The sequence below is a fragment of the Mammaliicoccus sp. H-M34 genome (genome assembly GCF_022386495.1).
GTDB lineage: Bacteria > Bacillota > Bacilli > Staphylococcales > Staphylococcaceae > Mammaliicoccus > Mammaliicoccus fleurettii.
Genome location: NZ_JAJNIK010000002.1, coordinates 177,736 through 193,564, shown reverse-complemented (window position 1 = coordinate 193,564; position 15,829 = coordinate 177,736). Strand labels below are relative to the sequence as shown.

The following is a 15,829-nucleotide window of genomic DNA, read 5'->3' as shown; positions in this document are numbered from 1 at the left end:
GTTATGTTCTTATCAATTATAGTTCCTCTTTATAACGAGGAAACTAACATCTCTATTTTACATGAAAAAGTCTCGAACGTCTTTTTAAATTTGTCACATCAATTTGAATTAATATTTATTAATGATGGATCTACTGATCACTCTCTTCAAGTCTTGAAATCTTTAGCCGAAAAAGATGCGCGAGTTAAATATGTTTCTTTCTCTAATAACTTTGGGAAAGAGTCAGCTATGTATTGTGGATTGGAACATTCTAATGGAGATGCCATTATTATTATGGATTCTGATTTGCAGCATCCTCCAGAAATAATTCCAAAATTGATTCAATTACACGAAGAAGGCTTTAGCCAAGTCGTCGCTTTAAGAAATCGTAAAAATGAATCATTTATTAAAAAAATTCCTGCTAAAGTATTTTATAAACTATCTCAATATATGATTGATGTTAAATTAAAAAGTGGTGAAGGCGACTTTCGTTTAATATCGAAAGAAGTTGCAAATTCAATTTTAAAAATGACTGAATATAATAGGTTTTCAAAAGGAATATTTGAGTGGGTTGGTTTTAGTAAGACAACAATAACTTTTGACCATCAAGAAAGAAATGATGGTTATTCAAAATTTTCCATATTTAAATTAATTGATTATGCTATAGATGGCATAATTAGTTTTAATAATAAACCGCTTCGATTATGCTTTTATTTCGGTGGCTTTACAATGTTTATATGCCTGTTATATATTTTTATAACATTTATTAATATTCTCTTACATGGAATTGAAGAACCTGGTTATTTTACAATAATTTCAGCTATTTTATTCTTAGGAGGACTTCAATTATTTAGTTTAGGTGTAATCGGCGAATATATTGGCCGTATATATTACGAAACAAAAGATAGACCGAAATATATAATAGAACAATCAAATTTAAAAAAACATGAATAATTAAATAATGATATAGGTGAATGAGATGGTAAACAAATTCAAAAATTACATAAATAACAAGGTTAAAATTAAATATATTTTCCTATTCATTATTTTAGCAATATTAGGTCATAGTTATGTGCTTTTCAGATATTTTAAAGATGGTGTTATCTTCACAGGTCCTAATGATGGCATTGAACAAATGCTCCCTATTCAAATGTATTTATATGAACATTGGACGAGTGGTTCATTCTTCTATTCAACTGATTTAGGACTCGGTGGAGATATGTTTATGGATTTTGCATATTATTTTTCTACAAATATTTTATTTATAATAAACGTAATTTTGATTTGGTTAGGCTCATTCATTTTTAATTTTAATACTGAACATATGATTTTTTGGGCACAAAACGCAATATTTATATCTATCGTAAAATCATTTTTAATCATGACTTTTACATATCTACTATTTAAAAAACTTGGATTAAATCACATATCCTCTATTGTTGTGTCATTTTTATTTGCTGTATCTCCTATTTATTTTAGATTTACAGTTTACTGGCCATTTTTTAGCGATGTATTTATGCTTTTACCTCTTTTAATTCTTAGTATTGAAAGATTTTTAAAAGATAAAAAAATAGGTTTGGTTATTATTGTTGTTGCGATTACTTTTATTAATAATTTCTACTTTGCATACTACCAGTTATTAACAGGGCTAATTTACTTTTTATATCGATTTATATTCACTCATAAAGATGATCTTGTTCCTAGAATCCAGCAATTAACGTTATTAATTATTGCCAGTGTTCTTGGTTTAGGTAGTAGTTTGTTTGTATTTTTCCATTCTGCTCATAGTTTTATAGGTAATAATAGAGAAGTATATCAAGGTAGAATACCATTACTTTCAGATTTTACGAAGCACGACAATATTTTTTATGACAACTATTTATTCGTTGTACTATTTATTACGATACAAGCATTACTTACATTTAAATTATATAAACATTATTATTATCGTCTATTCAGTATATTTACGATAATGTTAATCGTCTTTAGCTTTATACCATACGTCGATAGTGTATTTAATGGTTTTTCTGCTCCACAAAAAAGATGGCATTACTTATTAACATTTTTCTCTAGTGGTTTAATTGGTTTTTATGTTTATTATTTTAAAACAATTCCACTTAAACATTATATTTTAACTACTTTACCAACTTTTGTTGTTATATTTGCAAGTTATTTCATAACTAAAGATTATGTCATATGGATATGGATGGTTCCGATTTTACTCATTAGTGGTTTGCTTGTTTTAACTTTAAATGTAACACGTAAGCTACCAATTATAATTTATTCATTGTTAATTTTGTTATTATCTTTTCTTGTATCAAAAGAGCATAGTAAAAATCAAATCTATCATGATGACCACGAAAGAAGAGCAAATGATTTTTATATACAAGCAAGCACATTTGATAGTGGCCTTCAACGTAAGCATATATCGAAATTAAAAAATCAAACTGGTGATGATGAAAGAATTGGATGGAGAGTATTAACTCAAGATAATACGCCGATGTACCAACATTTTAAAGGTATGAGTTTATATTCAAGTATTTTTGATGGTCAATTAAATCAATATTTATTTAGCGATGCAAAAGTAAATTTACAAGACGAATCTTTAAGTCGCTATAGCAATATGCAAGGGAGATCGAATCTATATAGTTTATGGTCTACTAAATACATTATGAAAAAGAGTTATCAAAAAGAAACACCTGCTAACTTTAAAATCAAAAGCGATGATGGCAAATATCAAATATTAGAAAATGAGGAAATGTTACCTGCTGTTAAAGTTACAGATCAATATTTTGATAAGAAAAAGATAAGTAATCCTTTAGATTTAGAACATGCCATGATTAAAGGTGTTGTTACTTCTGACTCTTCAAAAGAATATACACAATTAAACAAGACACAAAATTTATTAAATCAAACAAAAATTACAGAACGAGATGCTAACTATAATAATAATACTTTAACAGTTCCAAATAACGGTGATGGTATAACAATAAATTTACCTAAAAAAGTAGCAAGTAAGTACGAAGACATGTATTTAATGATGCATTTAGAACGGAAATTACCTCAATCCAATTTTACAATTCAAATTAATAATTATGAAAATAATCGTCTGTTTGAAGACTCTAAATATAGAATGAATCAAGATGATTTATTGTATCGTATTCCAGTACCGAAAGACGGTAAAATTTTTATAGGATTAACAAATGGCAAATATAACTTAAAATTACAAGGGTTGTATGGCGAGAATTACAATGCATTGAAACAAGCTGATAAGCGTAAACAATACACTTATCTAGAAGAAAATGGCAAAATAGATATACATTTAAAAGCACACCATAAAGGAACGGCGGTTATCAATATCCCTTATAGAAATGGTATGAGAGCTAAAGTTGATGGAGAGAAAACACCTGTTCAAAAGGTAAACCATATTATGACTGCTGTTGATGTCGATAAACAAGATAAACATATAGAATTATCATATACGCCACCCTATTTTAAAACAATGATCATCATTTCAATCCTATTCATAGGACTGAGCATAATATTCACAAGAAAAGTTAATCGAAAACCATAATTCAACTTATTATTTTCGGGGTTGAGACAATTTAAAAGTCTCAGCCTCTTTTCTTTATCAATAATTTATTACTGTTAAAGTTTAAGAATCCATATAATTGGGAATAATTAACTAATTATACAACAACATATTAAAAGGATAAAAGGTACCGACTATGTTAAAGAAATTTAAACACATCCTATACATATTACTTCTATCAGTTATTATTTCAATCCTATATTACATACCAACCATTTATAGATTTATACACTTTGGTGATTTATATACAAGTGTTGGCGACGGTTTAAAACAAATGATACCTTTTCAAATGTTTTTAATAGAGCATGCTAAACAATTTACAATGTTTTATGACATTGGATTTGGTCTTGGTGGAGATTATTTTTCTAATTTAAGTTATTATTATTCAACTTCTCCTTTTGCTTGGATCAGTATTTGTTTTGTTTTAATATATCAATTTTTTGCAAACTACGAACACTTAGTCTATATCGTTATTGCAAATCAAATAGTCATAGCAATCTTTAAATGTGCGTGTATCATAGTTGTAACTTATTTCTTATTTTTAAAGTACAACATACGCAAAATTTATGCCTTTATAGGTAGCATACTTTACGCTTGCTCAACAGTTTATTATTATTTTACATTCACTTGGTCGTTCTTTAGCGATGTTATGTTCTACCTACCACTCGCTTTATTAGGTATTGAACTACTCTTTAGACAAAAGAAAATTACGATACTTACACTTGCAGTAGCGGTAACGATTACGTCTAATTTTTACTTTACATATTATGAATTTATTATTTTAGCTTGTTATGCAATATATAGAATTATTTTTAAATATAAAGAAGACATTTTGACAGTTAAACAAAAATTATTGTATCTCATTTTATGTATTACGATAGGTTTTTTAATTGGCAATTTTGGTTTTGTACAAGGTGTTCTATCTTATATCAATAACGATAGAAGTTTGATCAACAATCATGTTGATGCAATTATTCCATTTAAAAAGCAATATAATATGCTATATGGTGGATTTTATATTACGATTTCATTCCTATCTATTACAGCTTTATTTTTAAAACCATTATATAAGAAATATTATTTTAAATTATTAGCGACATTCACCATTTTATCTTTAATTGGATCATTGTCACCTTATTTTGATTCGTTTTTCAACGGCTTTTCAATGCCTGAAAGAAGATGGGTTTATGCATTGGCTCTATCTACAGCTGGCCTTACTGCAATGCTTGTTCAACATATCCAAATGATCACAGTAAAACAATTTCTTTTAGCATCTGTACCACCTATTTTATTCATTACTATTTCAGCATTTTGGCAACAATCTTTTTATAGTTGGATCATTTTCATACCAATAATGCTCATTCTATTATTATTTAAAATAAAACATCCGTTTAAATATTTGAATATAGCTATTTGCTGTGTACTTATTGCATACCAATTTACGCTTATACAAAACTACCAAGATAAAGTTATTAAAAAGTATACACCAAATATTAAAACTGTCAGTAAATCAAATATATATTCACAACAAACATCCTCAAAAATTCAAAAACTAAAAGAAAATCAAATTGATGATTTAAGACGTATTGATATGTTAAGACCACTTTCTATCAATTCAGCAATGTATTATGATTTTAATGGAACTAAACTTTATAGCAGTATTTACGACGCAGAAATACTTAAATTTTATGAAAAAGATTTATTAGTCAGTATGCCAAGAAATAGTAATAGTTATTACGCTAGCTTTTCTGAAAGAGCTAACTTAAACAGTTTATTTAATGTTGATTATACTATTAAAGCAAAAGATGATTTACATTATCCAGCACTTTCAAAAAGAATTGACTCCTTTAAAGACCAAGATGAGTATTTCCACATATATGAAAATACAGAAAAGTTGCCTAGCGCAAGAGTTGTTAATAACATTTATAATGACACACATTTAGACAGCCCTTTAGAAAAAGAACATGCCATGTTAAACGGCATAATTACAAATGATAAAAAATCAAACAAACAAATTAAACCACCTAATGACTTACTTAAATCAGCAAACATTTCATACAATAACGCAAGTTATAATGGTAAACATTTAACTGTAAATAAAAATGGTGGTGGCTTAACGATTGATTTACCAAAAAATACTGCTGAAAAATATAAAACATTATATTTAATGATGGACGCTAAAATAATAAAACCTAGAGATATGAACTATTATATTTCAACAAATGAAAATAAAATATTTAGATATAGATTAAACTATCGTTATATTAGACCACATCACACTACAACAGCAAATATAAAATCAACAAATACCGTTCATATAAAATTAAAAAAAGGAACATATCATTTCAATTTAAAAAACATACAAGGTGAAGATTATTCAACATTAAAAAATGCTACTAAAGATGCTCAATCTCAAAATATTAAATTTCATAACAAACACACACATTATGAAATAGATTTGAATAAAAATCCTTCAGGCAATCTCGTTATGCCAATTATTTATAATAAAGGATTAAAAGCGTCAATTGATGGAAAACCAGTTAAAATAAATAAAGTGAACTATTTAATGTCTAGCATCAAAGTCGATAAAAATGATAAAAAAGTAAAAATAACATATGAAACACCATTTTTCAAAACGAGTATTTGCGGAATGTTGATAGGACTGATATTGCTAGTATGGTTAAGAAAAAAGTACAAATTATAAAAGAGTAGTTGAATAATCATTGAAAGAGGCTGAGACAAATTAATTGTCTCAGCCTTTCATTGTGCAGTGTTGATTTTGAGGATGTCTTAGATTAACTACTGACTTAATCTACAACTTGGTCGATCTCTTAAATTAACTGCCTTATAAATTACATCTTATCCAATTTTTCAAAAAAATTTATTTTTATCCCACTATCTTCATTGTATAAGGGACATTATTCTGAGAAATGTCCGTAAGAGGTGTTGTTAGGGACATAATTCTGAGTAATGTCCGTAAGAGGTGCTGTTAGGGACATAATTCCGAGTAATGTCCGTAAGAGGTGTTGTTAGGGACATAATTCCGAGTAATGTCCGTAAGAGGTGTTGTTAGGGACATTATTCCGTGAAATGTCCGTAAGAAATAGTGTCTAATGATCACAATCCAGAATTCTGCTACTAAGAACAATCTAACGTGCACTATTCGGAATTCTGCCACTAAGAACAATCTAACGAGCACTATTCGGAATCCTGCCACTTAGCACACGACCTATAATCAATGCCTTCAAGTTTCACAATCAATCCTATCCTCACAATCCCACTTTCTCCACACAAAAAAGAGCTTAGAATAATATATTCTAAGCTCTTTTCTTTAAGTACAAAGGTCAATGACCTAAGTCTTAATTTATCTAATTTCTTTAATACGAGCAGCTTTACCACGTAAGCTACGTAAGTAGTAAAGTTTCGCACGACGTACTTTACCGCGACGTTTAACTTCGATTTTCTCGATTTTTGGAGTGTGTACAGGGAATGTACGTTCAACACCAACACCGTAAGAAATTTTACGAACTGTAAACGTTTCAGAAATACCGCCACCACGACGTTTAATAACTACACCTTCGAAAAGTTGGATACGTTCGCGACTTCCTTCAACGATACGTACGTGTACAGTTAAAGTGTCACCAGCACGGAATGTAGGAATGTCCGTACGTAATTGGTCTTTAGTTACTGCTTCGATTAACTTATGATTACTCATTATTTTCTCTCCTTCTGACTATGTTCTTGCCCAATGTATATAATTCAATTAAATGCTAGCAGCGGATCATAGTGATATTGTGCTCACACACTTATATTAATATATCACATCGGGTAATTTGATTCAATCTATTTTTTATTGCTATTTAAGAATTTTTGATCTTTTTCAGTTAAAGGGTATTGCTCTAATAAATCTGGTCTTCTCTGTTGTGTTCTCAATAAGGATTGTTGATGTCTCCAATTTTCTATGTTTGCATGATTACCTGATAACAATACATCTGGAACCTTTAATCCTTCATAATCTGCCGGTCTTGTATACTGAGGATGCTCTAATAATCCAGATGAAAATGAATCATCTTCATGAGAAACTTGATTGCCAAGTACTCCTGGTATGAGTCTCACAATAGCATCTGTCATAGTCATACTTGCAAGCTCGCCGCCAGTTAATACATAATCGCCAATTGAGATTTCATCCGTTACACAATGCTCTCTTATACGTTCATCATAACCTTCGTAATGACCACATATAAAGATGATGTGCTCACTTTCTGATAATGACTCTGCTTTTTGTTGAGTAAATGGTTCACCTTGAGGACACATTAAAATAACACGTGTCTTTTCAGTTTTATCCAAAGCTTCTAGGGCATTAAATATAGGCTCTGGCTTAAGCACCATACCTTGGCCGCCTCCATATGGATAGTCATCAACTTGTGAATGTTTATTATTTGCATAGTCTCTAAAATTAACAGTGTTAAACTGAACAATTTCTTTGTCTTGTGCTCTTTTCATTATGGAATGATTAAGCACACCTTCATACATTTCTGGAAATAAAGTTAAATAATCTATTTTCATTAATCTAACAAACCTTCTAATGGTTCGATTTTAATTGTTTTGCGATCAACATCAACTAATTTAACAACATCTTCAATATAAGGTATTAAATATTCTTTATCACCTTTAACGACCCATACATCGTTTGCACCAGTTTCCATAATATCAACGACTCTACCTAAAGCGTCGTCTTGAACAAACACAGTACATCCTATAATTTGATAATAATAGTATTCATTTTCTTCTAGTTCAATCGATTCATTTTCTTGATCTTGAAAAATTTTGCAACCTTTTAAATGTTCAATATCATTAATATTATGAATACCTTCAAATGTTAATAAATGAAAGTTCTTGTGTATTCTATGTGATGCAATTGTAAAAGGAATTTCTTCGTTTTTATTTTTCACTTTTATAAGTTGCCCTTTTTTAAAACGTTCATCTGTAAAATCTGAATCGGTTAATATTTTAACTTCACCTTTAATGCCATGTGTATTTACAATTTTACCTATTTCAACATTCATTGAGCCAAGCCTCCTCAACTGTTTCTTAATTAACAATAAAAAAGAGCACCGAATAGGCACTCTTAATTAACTTCTACAAACACTTTCTTGCCATACTCGTTCATTGAACCAGACACAATTGTACGAATGGCTTTAATCATTCTGCCCTTCTTACCAATAATTCTGCCAATGTCTTCTTCATGAACGTCTATATTGAACGTAATGCTAGAATCTTGTTCATCTTTAGATATATTGATGTTCTCCGGATAATCTACGAGCGGTACTATAATTGTTTGTATTAATTTTTCCAATATAATCTACGCTTTACTTAGAAAGTTTAGAATTATGGAATTTCTCCATGATACCTTGAGTTGATAAGATATCACGAACTGTATCAGTAGGTTTTGCTCCATCAGCTAACCATTTTAAAGCTAATTCTTCATTAACTTTGATTTCTGCTTCAGGTTTAGCAACTGGATTGTAAGTACCGATTGGTTCGATAATACGACCATCACGTGGAGAACGTGCATCTGCTACTACTATACGATAAAATGGGTTTCTTTTTGAACCCTTACGTGTTAAACGAATTTTAACTGCCATGTTTAAAAAACTCCTTACTCATTTATAATTTATCTTCTACAAGTAAATACTATAACAGGATATAAATAGTTTGTAAAGTGTTTTCTCTTTACCAATTTAAATTTTACTAAAAAAGAAGAACGATGATGATTATTAAAGTCGTTAATCATACACCGTTCATCGTAATCACATTAAAACGGTAAGTTCATACCTTGGAATGGATTACTAGCTCTTTTGCCCTTTTTACCTTTTTTATTACTACCTGTAAATTGTTTCATCATTTTTTTCATATCGCCAAATTGTTTTATTAATCTATTAACTTCTTGTAAAGATCGTCCAGAACCTTTTGCTATACGACGCTTTCTAGAGACGTTTAAGATTTCTGGATTATTTCTTTCTTCTAAAGTCATAGAACGAATAATTGCTTGTACATTATCAATTTGTTTAGGGTCCATGTTAGCATTCTTCATGCCTTTCATTTTGTTTGCCCCAGGAATCATATTCATTAGATCATCTATTGAACCTAATCCTTTTACTTGTTCCAATTGTTCTAAGAAATCATCAAAAGTAAATGAAGAAGTTCTCATTTTCTTTTCTAATTCTTTAGCTTTCGTTTCATCTACACCCTCTTGGGCTTTTTCAATTAAACTTAAGACATCACCCATACCTAAAATTCTAGATGCCATACGTTCTGGATGGAATAACTCAAGTCCATCAAGTTTCTCACTCATACCGATAAACTTAATTGGTTTATTCGTTACGGAACGAATTGAAAGCGCAGCACCACCACGTGTATCACCATCTAATTTCGTTAACGTTACGCCGGAAACGTCTAATGTTTTATCAAACGATTCAGCAACATTTACTGCGTCTTGACCTGTCATGGAGTCTACTACAAGCATAATTTCATCAGGTGTAGATACTTCTTTAACATCTACAAGTTCATTCATTAACGCTTCATCAATGTGCAAACGACCTGCTGTATCAATGATTACGAAATCTAAATGCTCTTCTCTTGCATATTTCAAAGCATTTTCTGTAATTTCTTTTGGACTAACTTGATCACCTTCTGTATAGACAGGTATATCAATTTGTTTACCAACAGTTTGTAATTGTTGAATAGCAGCTGGTCTATAAACATCACACGCTACAAGCAATGGCTTTTTGTTATATTGCTTTCTCATTAACAATGCTAACTTACCTGCAGTTGTCGTTTTACCAGCACCTTGTAAACCAACCATCATAACAACAGTTGGTGGTTTACTGCTCATATTAATTTTACTATTTTCTCCACCCATCAACGAAGTTAATTCATCTTGTACAATTTTGATAACTTGTTGACCTGGTGTTAAAGATTGCATTACATCTGCACCTAATGCGCGTTCAGATACTGTGTTAACAAAAGATTTAACAACTTTAAAGTTAACATCCGCTTCTAACAATGCTAATCGTACTTCACGCATCATTGCTTTAATGTCTTGTTCTGTAACTTTACCTTTACCTTTGATGCGTTGCATCGTGGCTTGAAGTCTTTCTGATAACCCTTCAAATGCCATAAATTTCTCCTCCTATTCAAGAATTTCTAAGCGTTCTATTGCTTGCTTAAGTTCTTGATTATCTCCTGACAATCTTTTTAATTCGTCTATAATTGTTTGTCGTTCTTTAAATTTGTTAAAGAGTTGTAATTTAGTTTCATACTCTTCTAGTAATTCATCTGTTCGCTTTATATTATCATATACAGCTTGTCGACTCACATGAAAAGTCTCTGCTATTTCACTTAAAGCATAATCTTGTAAATAATATAATTCTAAATAATTACGTTGTTTTTCTGTTAATAAACCTTGATAAAAATCAAATAAGTAATTCATTCTCATCGTTTTAACGAGGTCATTACTTTCCTTCATTATGATCAACTTCTTCAGTAGTATTTTCAATATCTTCATTTGAATCAATCATGTCAGCGAATAGTCCATATACATAACTTTCCGCATCAAACGGTTGTAAATCGTCTAACTTTTCACCTAATCCAACATATTTAACAGGGATTTGTAATTCATTACGTATTGCTAATACAATACCACCTTTTGCAGTACCGTCAAGTTTAGTTAATACGATACCTGTAACTTGAGTGACTTCTTTGAATGATTTTGCTTGAGACAAAGCATTTTGTCCAGTTGTAGCATCTAAAGCTAGTAATACTTCATGCGGTGCACCAGGAATGTTACGATCAATAACTTTTCTAACTTTTTGTAACTCATTCATTAAGTTAGCTTTATTTTGTAATCTTCCTGCAGTATCACAAATAAGAATATCTGCACCTCTATTTTTTGCAGCATTTACAGCATCATACATAACAGCTGCAGGGTCAGAACCTTCTTTTTGACTTATTACCTCAACACCAACTCTTTCTCCCCATACTTTCAATTGTTCAATTGCTCCAGCACGGAATGTGTCACCAGCTGCTAAGACTACTTTTTTACCTTCTTGTTTATAACGGTGTGCTAATTTACCGATAGTTGTTGTTTTTCCAACACCATTAACACCAACCATTAATATAACATTTAATCGGTCATCTTCAATGTTCATACGATCAATTTCTTCATCATCTTGTACATATATATCCACAATCTTTTCAACGATAACTTCTCGTAATTCAGATGTTTCAGTTATGTTTTGACGTTTCGCTTCCATACGTAGTTCATCTACTAATTCCATAACCGTGTTGAAACCAACATCAGCTTGAATTAACATTTCTTCTAATGCTTCAAAGAAATCTTCGTCTACTTTTCTATAAACTGCTAATAAATCATTTAGTTTATTTTGGAAATTCTCTCTAGATTTTTCAAGTCCTTGTTTAAATTTCGCACCAAGTTGTTCAGATTCCCATTCCTCAAATTCATCCAATGACATAAGTCCGTCATCAAATTGTACCGCTTCAGGATTTTCTTTTTCATTGGATTCAGGTGGTAAGTCTTGAACTGGTTTTTCTTCTTGAGTTTCTAATTCTTTATTCGTTTCTTCTGAAGGAGAAAATTTACTTTTTAATCTTTTAAAAAAACTCATGATTGTAATGCCTCCAATTCTTCTTCTTTAATTGATTTTAAGTTAACACTCACAAGTTTAGAAATGCCTGCTTCTTGCATAGTCACACCATATAAACTATCAGCGTAAGACATTGTACCTTTTCTATGTGTTATCACGATAAATTGCGTTTCTGCTTTTAATTTATCCAAGTATTCAGCGTATCTGATTACATTTTGTTCATCAAGAGCTGCTTCTACTTCATCAAGTATAACAAATGGAGCTGTTCTCGACTTCAATATCGCAAATAGCAAACTGATAGCAGATAATGCTCGTTCTCCACCACTTAACAATGATAAATATTGTCTATTTTTACCAGGAGGTTGCACAACAATTTCAACACCCGCATTTAGAATGTCTTTATCAGTAAGCTGCAATTCTGCTCTCCCACCATTAAATAGTGATTTAAATACATTGCCAAAATGATGATTAACTTCATCAAACGTTTCTTTAAATCTTGTAGATACTTCACTATCCATTTCTAAAATAACTTGTTCTAAAGTTTCTTTAGCTTCTAATAAATCAGTTCTTTGATCGCTTAAGAAAGTATATCTTTCATTCACTTCTTTAAATTGATCAATAGCATTTATATTTACATGACCTAATTCATCTATAGACATCTTAGTTAATTTCACAGTTTTTCGAGCTTCTGAAATATCTTCTGGCATTTCATAAAGTGACTGTGCTTTTTCAAATGTAAGTTGATAAGTTTCATTCAGATGTGACAATTGATGTTCTATCATAATATCAATTTTAGAATGTTTACTTACCATATCTTGAAGTCCGGTTTCTATACCAGAAATATTTTGATGTAATGTTTGAGTATCTTGTTCTATTTTCCCAATTTCTTCTTGAATCAATTTATACTTATCTTGTTGATCCATCATTTTAGTTTCAATTTCTTGTTTTAAGACAGTAAAATGCTGAATTTGACCTTCTACTTTTTCAAACTGTCCACTGCCTGTATATTCATCAGAATTAATTAATTCTAATTGATCATTTATTTTACTTAGTGTATGTTCTTGTTCATTTAAATCTTCTTTTAATCTTTTCTTATCTCGTTCTTTCAAACGGTTACGTTCTTTTTCGACTGCAAGGTTTGAACGTTTTTCATTCAATTCATTTTGGATAGTCTTTTCACTGTCTTTATTATTAGATAAAGAGGCATTGAGTTGATTAATATTTAAATCAATTTTTTCTAACTCATTTTTTATAGTAACAAGTTTATTTTTCTTTTCTTGTAATGTTTCTTGCCCTTTTACAAAATTATATCCATCATTTTTTTCAAACTCAAAAGTCTCATTTTCATCTTTCAAACGTTTTTCTTTAGCTAAAACTGCATCTAGTTGTAATGTTACTTCGTGTTCACTTGCTCTAAGTTCTGTACCTCTTTCTTGAGTTGTTGAAAGAGATTCTTCTAATTGCTGAATGTCTGCTTTTAATGATTTTACTTTTGATTCAATTTGCGTAGTTTGTTGCATGAAGTTTTGATATTTATCTTCAGTCGTTTTCAGTTCATCTTTTTGAGATAGTAAACTTGCTTTCTTCTCTTTACCGCCGCCTGTCATAGCGCCACCAGGTGTAATAACATCACCTTCAAGGGTAACAATTCTATGCTTAAATTGAATTGTTCTAGCGATTTGATTAGCAGTTTCTAAGTCTTCGGCAATGATTGTGCTACCAAGTAAGTGTTCTACAATATTACGGTATTTCGGATCAAATTGAACACCTTCAGATGCTACTGTTATAAACCCATTATCTCCACTAATTTGATCGACAATATTTTGCGGTACAAAACGTTTTTTCACAACATTCATCGGTAAAAATGTTGCTCTGCCTAACTTTTTATCTTTTAAATATTTTATCGCAAGTCGAGCATCTTTTTCTTCTTGCACAATAATATGTTGAAGTGAAGCTCCTAATGCTATTTCGATTGCAGTAGTTAATTTTGATGGTGTATCGATTATTTCTGCTACTGCACCTTCTATACCTTTTAAAGATTTTTCTTTTAAAACATGTTTAACTCCAGAATAAAAACCAGAATACTCATCTTGCATACTTTTCAGAGTATTAATACGCGTCTTCATTTGTTCTGTATATCGATATGCTTGATACAGTTTAGACTCCGCATCTTTATATTCTTGTTCTTTATTTTTCAATAGTGCGTGGTCTAATTTATATTTTTCAGTCGTTTCTTTAAGTTCATTTTCTACTTCATTCAATTTCTGAGTAAAAGAATCTTTTTCTTCCCAAACTTTTTGAAGTGAATCATATACTTCTTTTTGACGACCATCTAATCTAGATTGTTTTTCTTGATGTGTTGTTAATTTATCCTCTAAAAATCGAATATCATTATTTATATCTGATTGTTCAGTCATAAGTTGATAGTAACGATCTTTAAGCTGTTCAATTCTTTCTTCAAATGTACCTTCTTGATTTGAGAGCTGTCCTTCTAGTTGATTTATTACTTGAACCATCTCTTGATATTTACTTTTAAAAGTGGATAATTCATCATCAATTTCTTTGATTTGTTCAGAAATTTTATTAATTCTCGTTTGTGAAGCATGCTTTTCTTCTTCTAGTCTTTCATTAGTTGCATCACTATTTTTTTGGCGCTCTTTTAATACTTCGAGTTGACCTGTAAATCGTTCTAATGACTCTGTAGCTTCTACTAATGACTTATTAGATTCTTGAATTTGATAAGAAATGTTGTCTCTTGCTTTTTTCTTTTCATTTAATTCAAACGTCATTGCATCTAGTTCATTTGTTTTTTGATCTTTTTGATTTTGAAAATGCTCAATATCTTGTTCTAATTGTTTAAAATCTTTATTAAAACTTTCAATATCGTATACAGTCACTGTAATATCGCTTTTTTTCATTTCTTCTTTCAAAGCAATATATTCTTCAGCAATTGCTGCTTCTTCTCTTAAAGGCTCAACTCGCGCTTCTAAGTCAAATACAATATCTTCGACTCGATTTAAATTTTGTTCAGTTTCATCTAATTTATGAGTAGCTTCTTTCTTACGTTTCTTATATTTTAAGACTCCAGCAGCTTCTTCTATTAAATATCTTCTATCAGTCGGTTTAGCATTTAACACTTCATCAACTTTACCTTGTGATATTATACTGAACGCTTCTTTTCCTAAACCTGAATCTAAAAATAAATCTATAACAGATTTCAAACGTGTACGTTCCTTATTTAAATAATATTCACTATCGCCATTTCTATATAGTCTACGTTCAACAGTGATTGTATCTTCATCTATATTTAATTTTCTAGAATGATTATCTAGCGTTAATTTAACTTCTGCATATTGACATTTCTTACGTTCCTTAGACCCATTGAATATAACATCTTCCATCTTAGAACCACGTAAACTTTTGGCAGATTGTTCGCCTAGAACCCATTTTATAGCGTCCGTAATGTTACTTTTCCCACTACCATTCGGTCCAACAATAGCTGTTACACCATTATCAAAATCTACATGTGTATGTTCAGCAAAAGATTTAAACCCATATGCATCTATTGATTTTAAATAAACCATAAACTACC

At 30.3% G+C, this 15,829-nt stretch carries 12 protein-coding genes; 3 read left to right on the top strand and 9 right to left on the bottom strand.

The genetic code is table 11. The annotated features are described in order from the left end of the window. Positions 1–3 precede the first annotated feature (3 nt). The 3 genes from LQ608_RS03190 (at position 4) to LQ608_RS03180 (ending at position 6,275) form a co-directional block, all read left to right on the top strand. On the top strand, positions 4–933 hold the full coding sequence (locus LQ608_RS03190; RefSeq protein WP_239749548.1) for a glycosyltransferase family 2 protein: 930 nt from the start codon (positions 4–6) through the stop codon (positions 931–933). A 25-nt stretch (positions 934–958) separates the two neighbouring features. Continuing rightward, positions 959–3,553, top strand: a complete 2,595-nt coding sequence (locus LQ608_RS03185) for a YfhO family protein (RefSeq protein WP_239749544.1) — start codon at positions 959–961, stop codon at positions 3,551–3,553. Positions 3,554–3,707: 154 nt separating this feature from the next. Beyond that, positions 3,708–6,275, top strand: coding sequence for a YfhO family protein (locus LQ608_RS03180; protein WP_239749542.1), 2,568 nt, complete (start codon positions 3,708–3,710; stop codon positions 6,273–6,275). A gap of 660 nt (positions 6,276–6,935) precedes the next feature. Here the strand turns inward: LQ608_RS03180 and rplS are convergent. From rplS to smc, 9 genes are all read right to left on the bottom strand, one after another. Next, positions 6,936–7,286, bottom strand: coding sequence for a 50S ribosomal protein L19 (rplS, locus tag LQ608_RS03175; RefSeq protein WP_078356130.1), 351 nt, complete (start codon positions 7,284–7,286; stop codon positions 6,936–6,938). A gap of 128 nt (positions 7,287–7,414) precedes the next feature. Further along, on the bottom strand, positions 7,415–8,137 hold the full coding sequence (trmD, locus tag LQ608_RS03170) for a tRNA (guanosine(37)-N1)-methyltransferase TrmD (protein WP_078356129.1): 723 nt from the start codon (positions 8,135–8,137) through the stop codon (positions 7,415–7,417). Next, entirely contained in the window at positions 8,137–8,637 is a 501-nt protein-coding gene (gene rimM / locus LQ608_RS03165; RefSeq protein WP_239749540.1) for a ribosome maturation factor RimM, read from the bottom strand. Before rimM ends, trmD begins: the two co-directional genes overlap by 1 nt. A 62-nt stretch (positions 8,638–8,699) precedes the next feature. Further along, a complete protein-coding gene (locus tag LQ608_RS03160) occupies positions 8,700–8,927 on the bottom strand; it encodes a KH domain-containing protein (protein ID WP_016910740.1) in 228 nt (75 codons plus the stop codon). A 13-nt stretch (positions 8,928–8,940) separates the two neighbouring features. Continuing rightward, positions 8,941–9,216: a 30S ribosomal protein S16 gene (rpsP, locus tag LQ608_RS03155; protein WP_078356127.1), complete on the bottom strand. Its 276-nt coding sequence runs from the start codon at positions 9,214–9,216 to the stop codon at positions 8,941–8,943. A gap of 170 nt (positions 9,217–9,386) precedes the next feature. Then, the gene (gene ffh / locus LQ608_RS03150) at positions 9,387–10,751 is read right to left on the bottom strand and encodes a signal recognition particle protein (RefSeq protein ID WP_078356126.1); all 1,365 of its coding nucleotides are present in this window, start codon (positions 10,749–10,751) and stop codon (positions 9,387–9,389) included. Positions 10,752–10,763: 12 nt separating this feature from the next. After that, positions 10,764–11,099 carry a putative DNA-binding protein gene (locus LQ608_RS03145; protein ID WP_078356125.1) on the bottom strand — a complete coding sequence of 112 codons (336 nt, stop codon included), beginning with the start codon at positions 11,097–11,099 and terminating at the stop codon, positions 10,764–10,766. Further along, positions 11,086–12,258, bottom strand: coding sequence for a signal recognition particle-docking protein FtsY (gene ftsY, locus LQ608_RS03140; protein ID WP_115337543.1), 1,173 nt, complete (start codon positions 12,256–12,258; stop codon positions 11,086–11,088). The genes LQ608_RS03145 and ftsY overlap by 14 nt, the downstream gene beginning before the upstream one ends. Then, complete coding sequence (smc, locus tag LQ608_RS03135) at positions 12,255–15,821, bottom strand: chromosome segregation protein SMC (protein ID WP_239749538.1); 3,567 nt, start codon at positions 15,819–15,821, stop codon at positions 12,255–12,257. The genes ftsY and smc overlap by 4 nt, the downstream gene beginning before the upstream one ends. Positions 15,822–15,829 lie beyond the last annotated feature (8 nt).

Excerpts from the sequence above, each read along its gene's own strand:
- LQ608_RS03190 (WP_239749548.1), top strand. The coding sequence starts at position 4 with ATGTTCTTATCAATTATAGTTCCTCTTTATAACGAGGAAACTAACATC.
- LQ608_RS03185 (WP_239749544.1), top strand. The coding sequence starts at position 959 with ATGGTAAACAAATTCAAAAATTACATAAATAACAAGGTTAAAATTAAA.
- LQ608_RS03180 (WP_239749542.1), top strand. The coding sequence starts at position 3,708 with ATGTTAAAGAAATTTAAACACATCCTATACATATTACTTCTATCAGTT.
- rplS (WP_078356130.1), bottom strand. The coding sequence starts at position 7,286 with ATGAGTAATCATAAGTTAATCGAAGCAGTAACTAAAGACCAATTACGT.
- trmD (WP_078356129.1), bottom strand. The coding sequence starts at position 8,137 with ATGAAAATAGATTATTTAACTTTATTTCCAGAAATGTATGAAGGTGTG.
- rimM (WP_239749540.1), bottom strand. The coding sequence starts at position 8,637 with ATGAATGTTGAAATAGGTAAAATTGTAAATACACATGGCATTAAAGGT.
- rpsP (WP_078356127.1), bottom strand. The coding sequence starts at position 9,216 with ATGGCAGTTAAAATTCGTTTAACACGTAAGGGTTCAAAAAGAAACCCA.
- ffh (WP_078356126.1), bottom strand. The coding sequence starts at position 10,751 with ATGGCATTTGAAGGGTTATCAGAAAGACTTCAAGCCACGATGCAACGC.
- LQ608_RS03145 (WP_078356125.1), bottom strand. The coding sequence starts at position 11,099 with ATGAAGGAAAGTAATGACCTCGTTAAAACGATGAGAATGAATTACTTA.
- ftsY (WP_115337543.1), bottom strand. The coding sequence starts at position 12,258 with ATGAGTTTTTTTAAAAGATTAAAAAGTAAATTTTCTCCTTCAGAAGAA.
- smc (WP_239749538.1), bottom strand. The coding sequence starts at position 15,821 with ATGGTTTATTTAAAATCAATAGATGCATATGGGTTTAAATCTTTTGCT.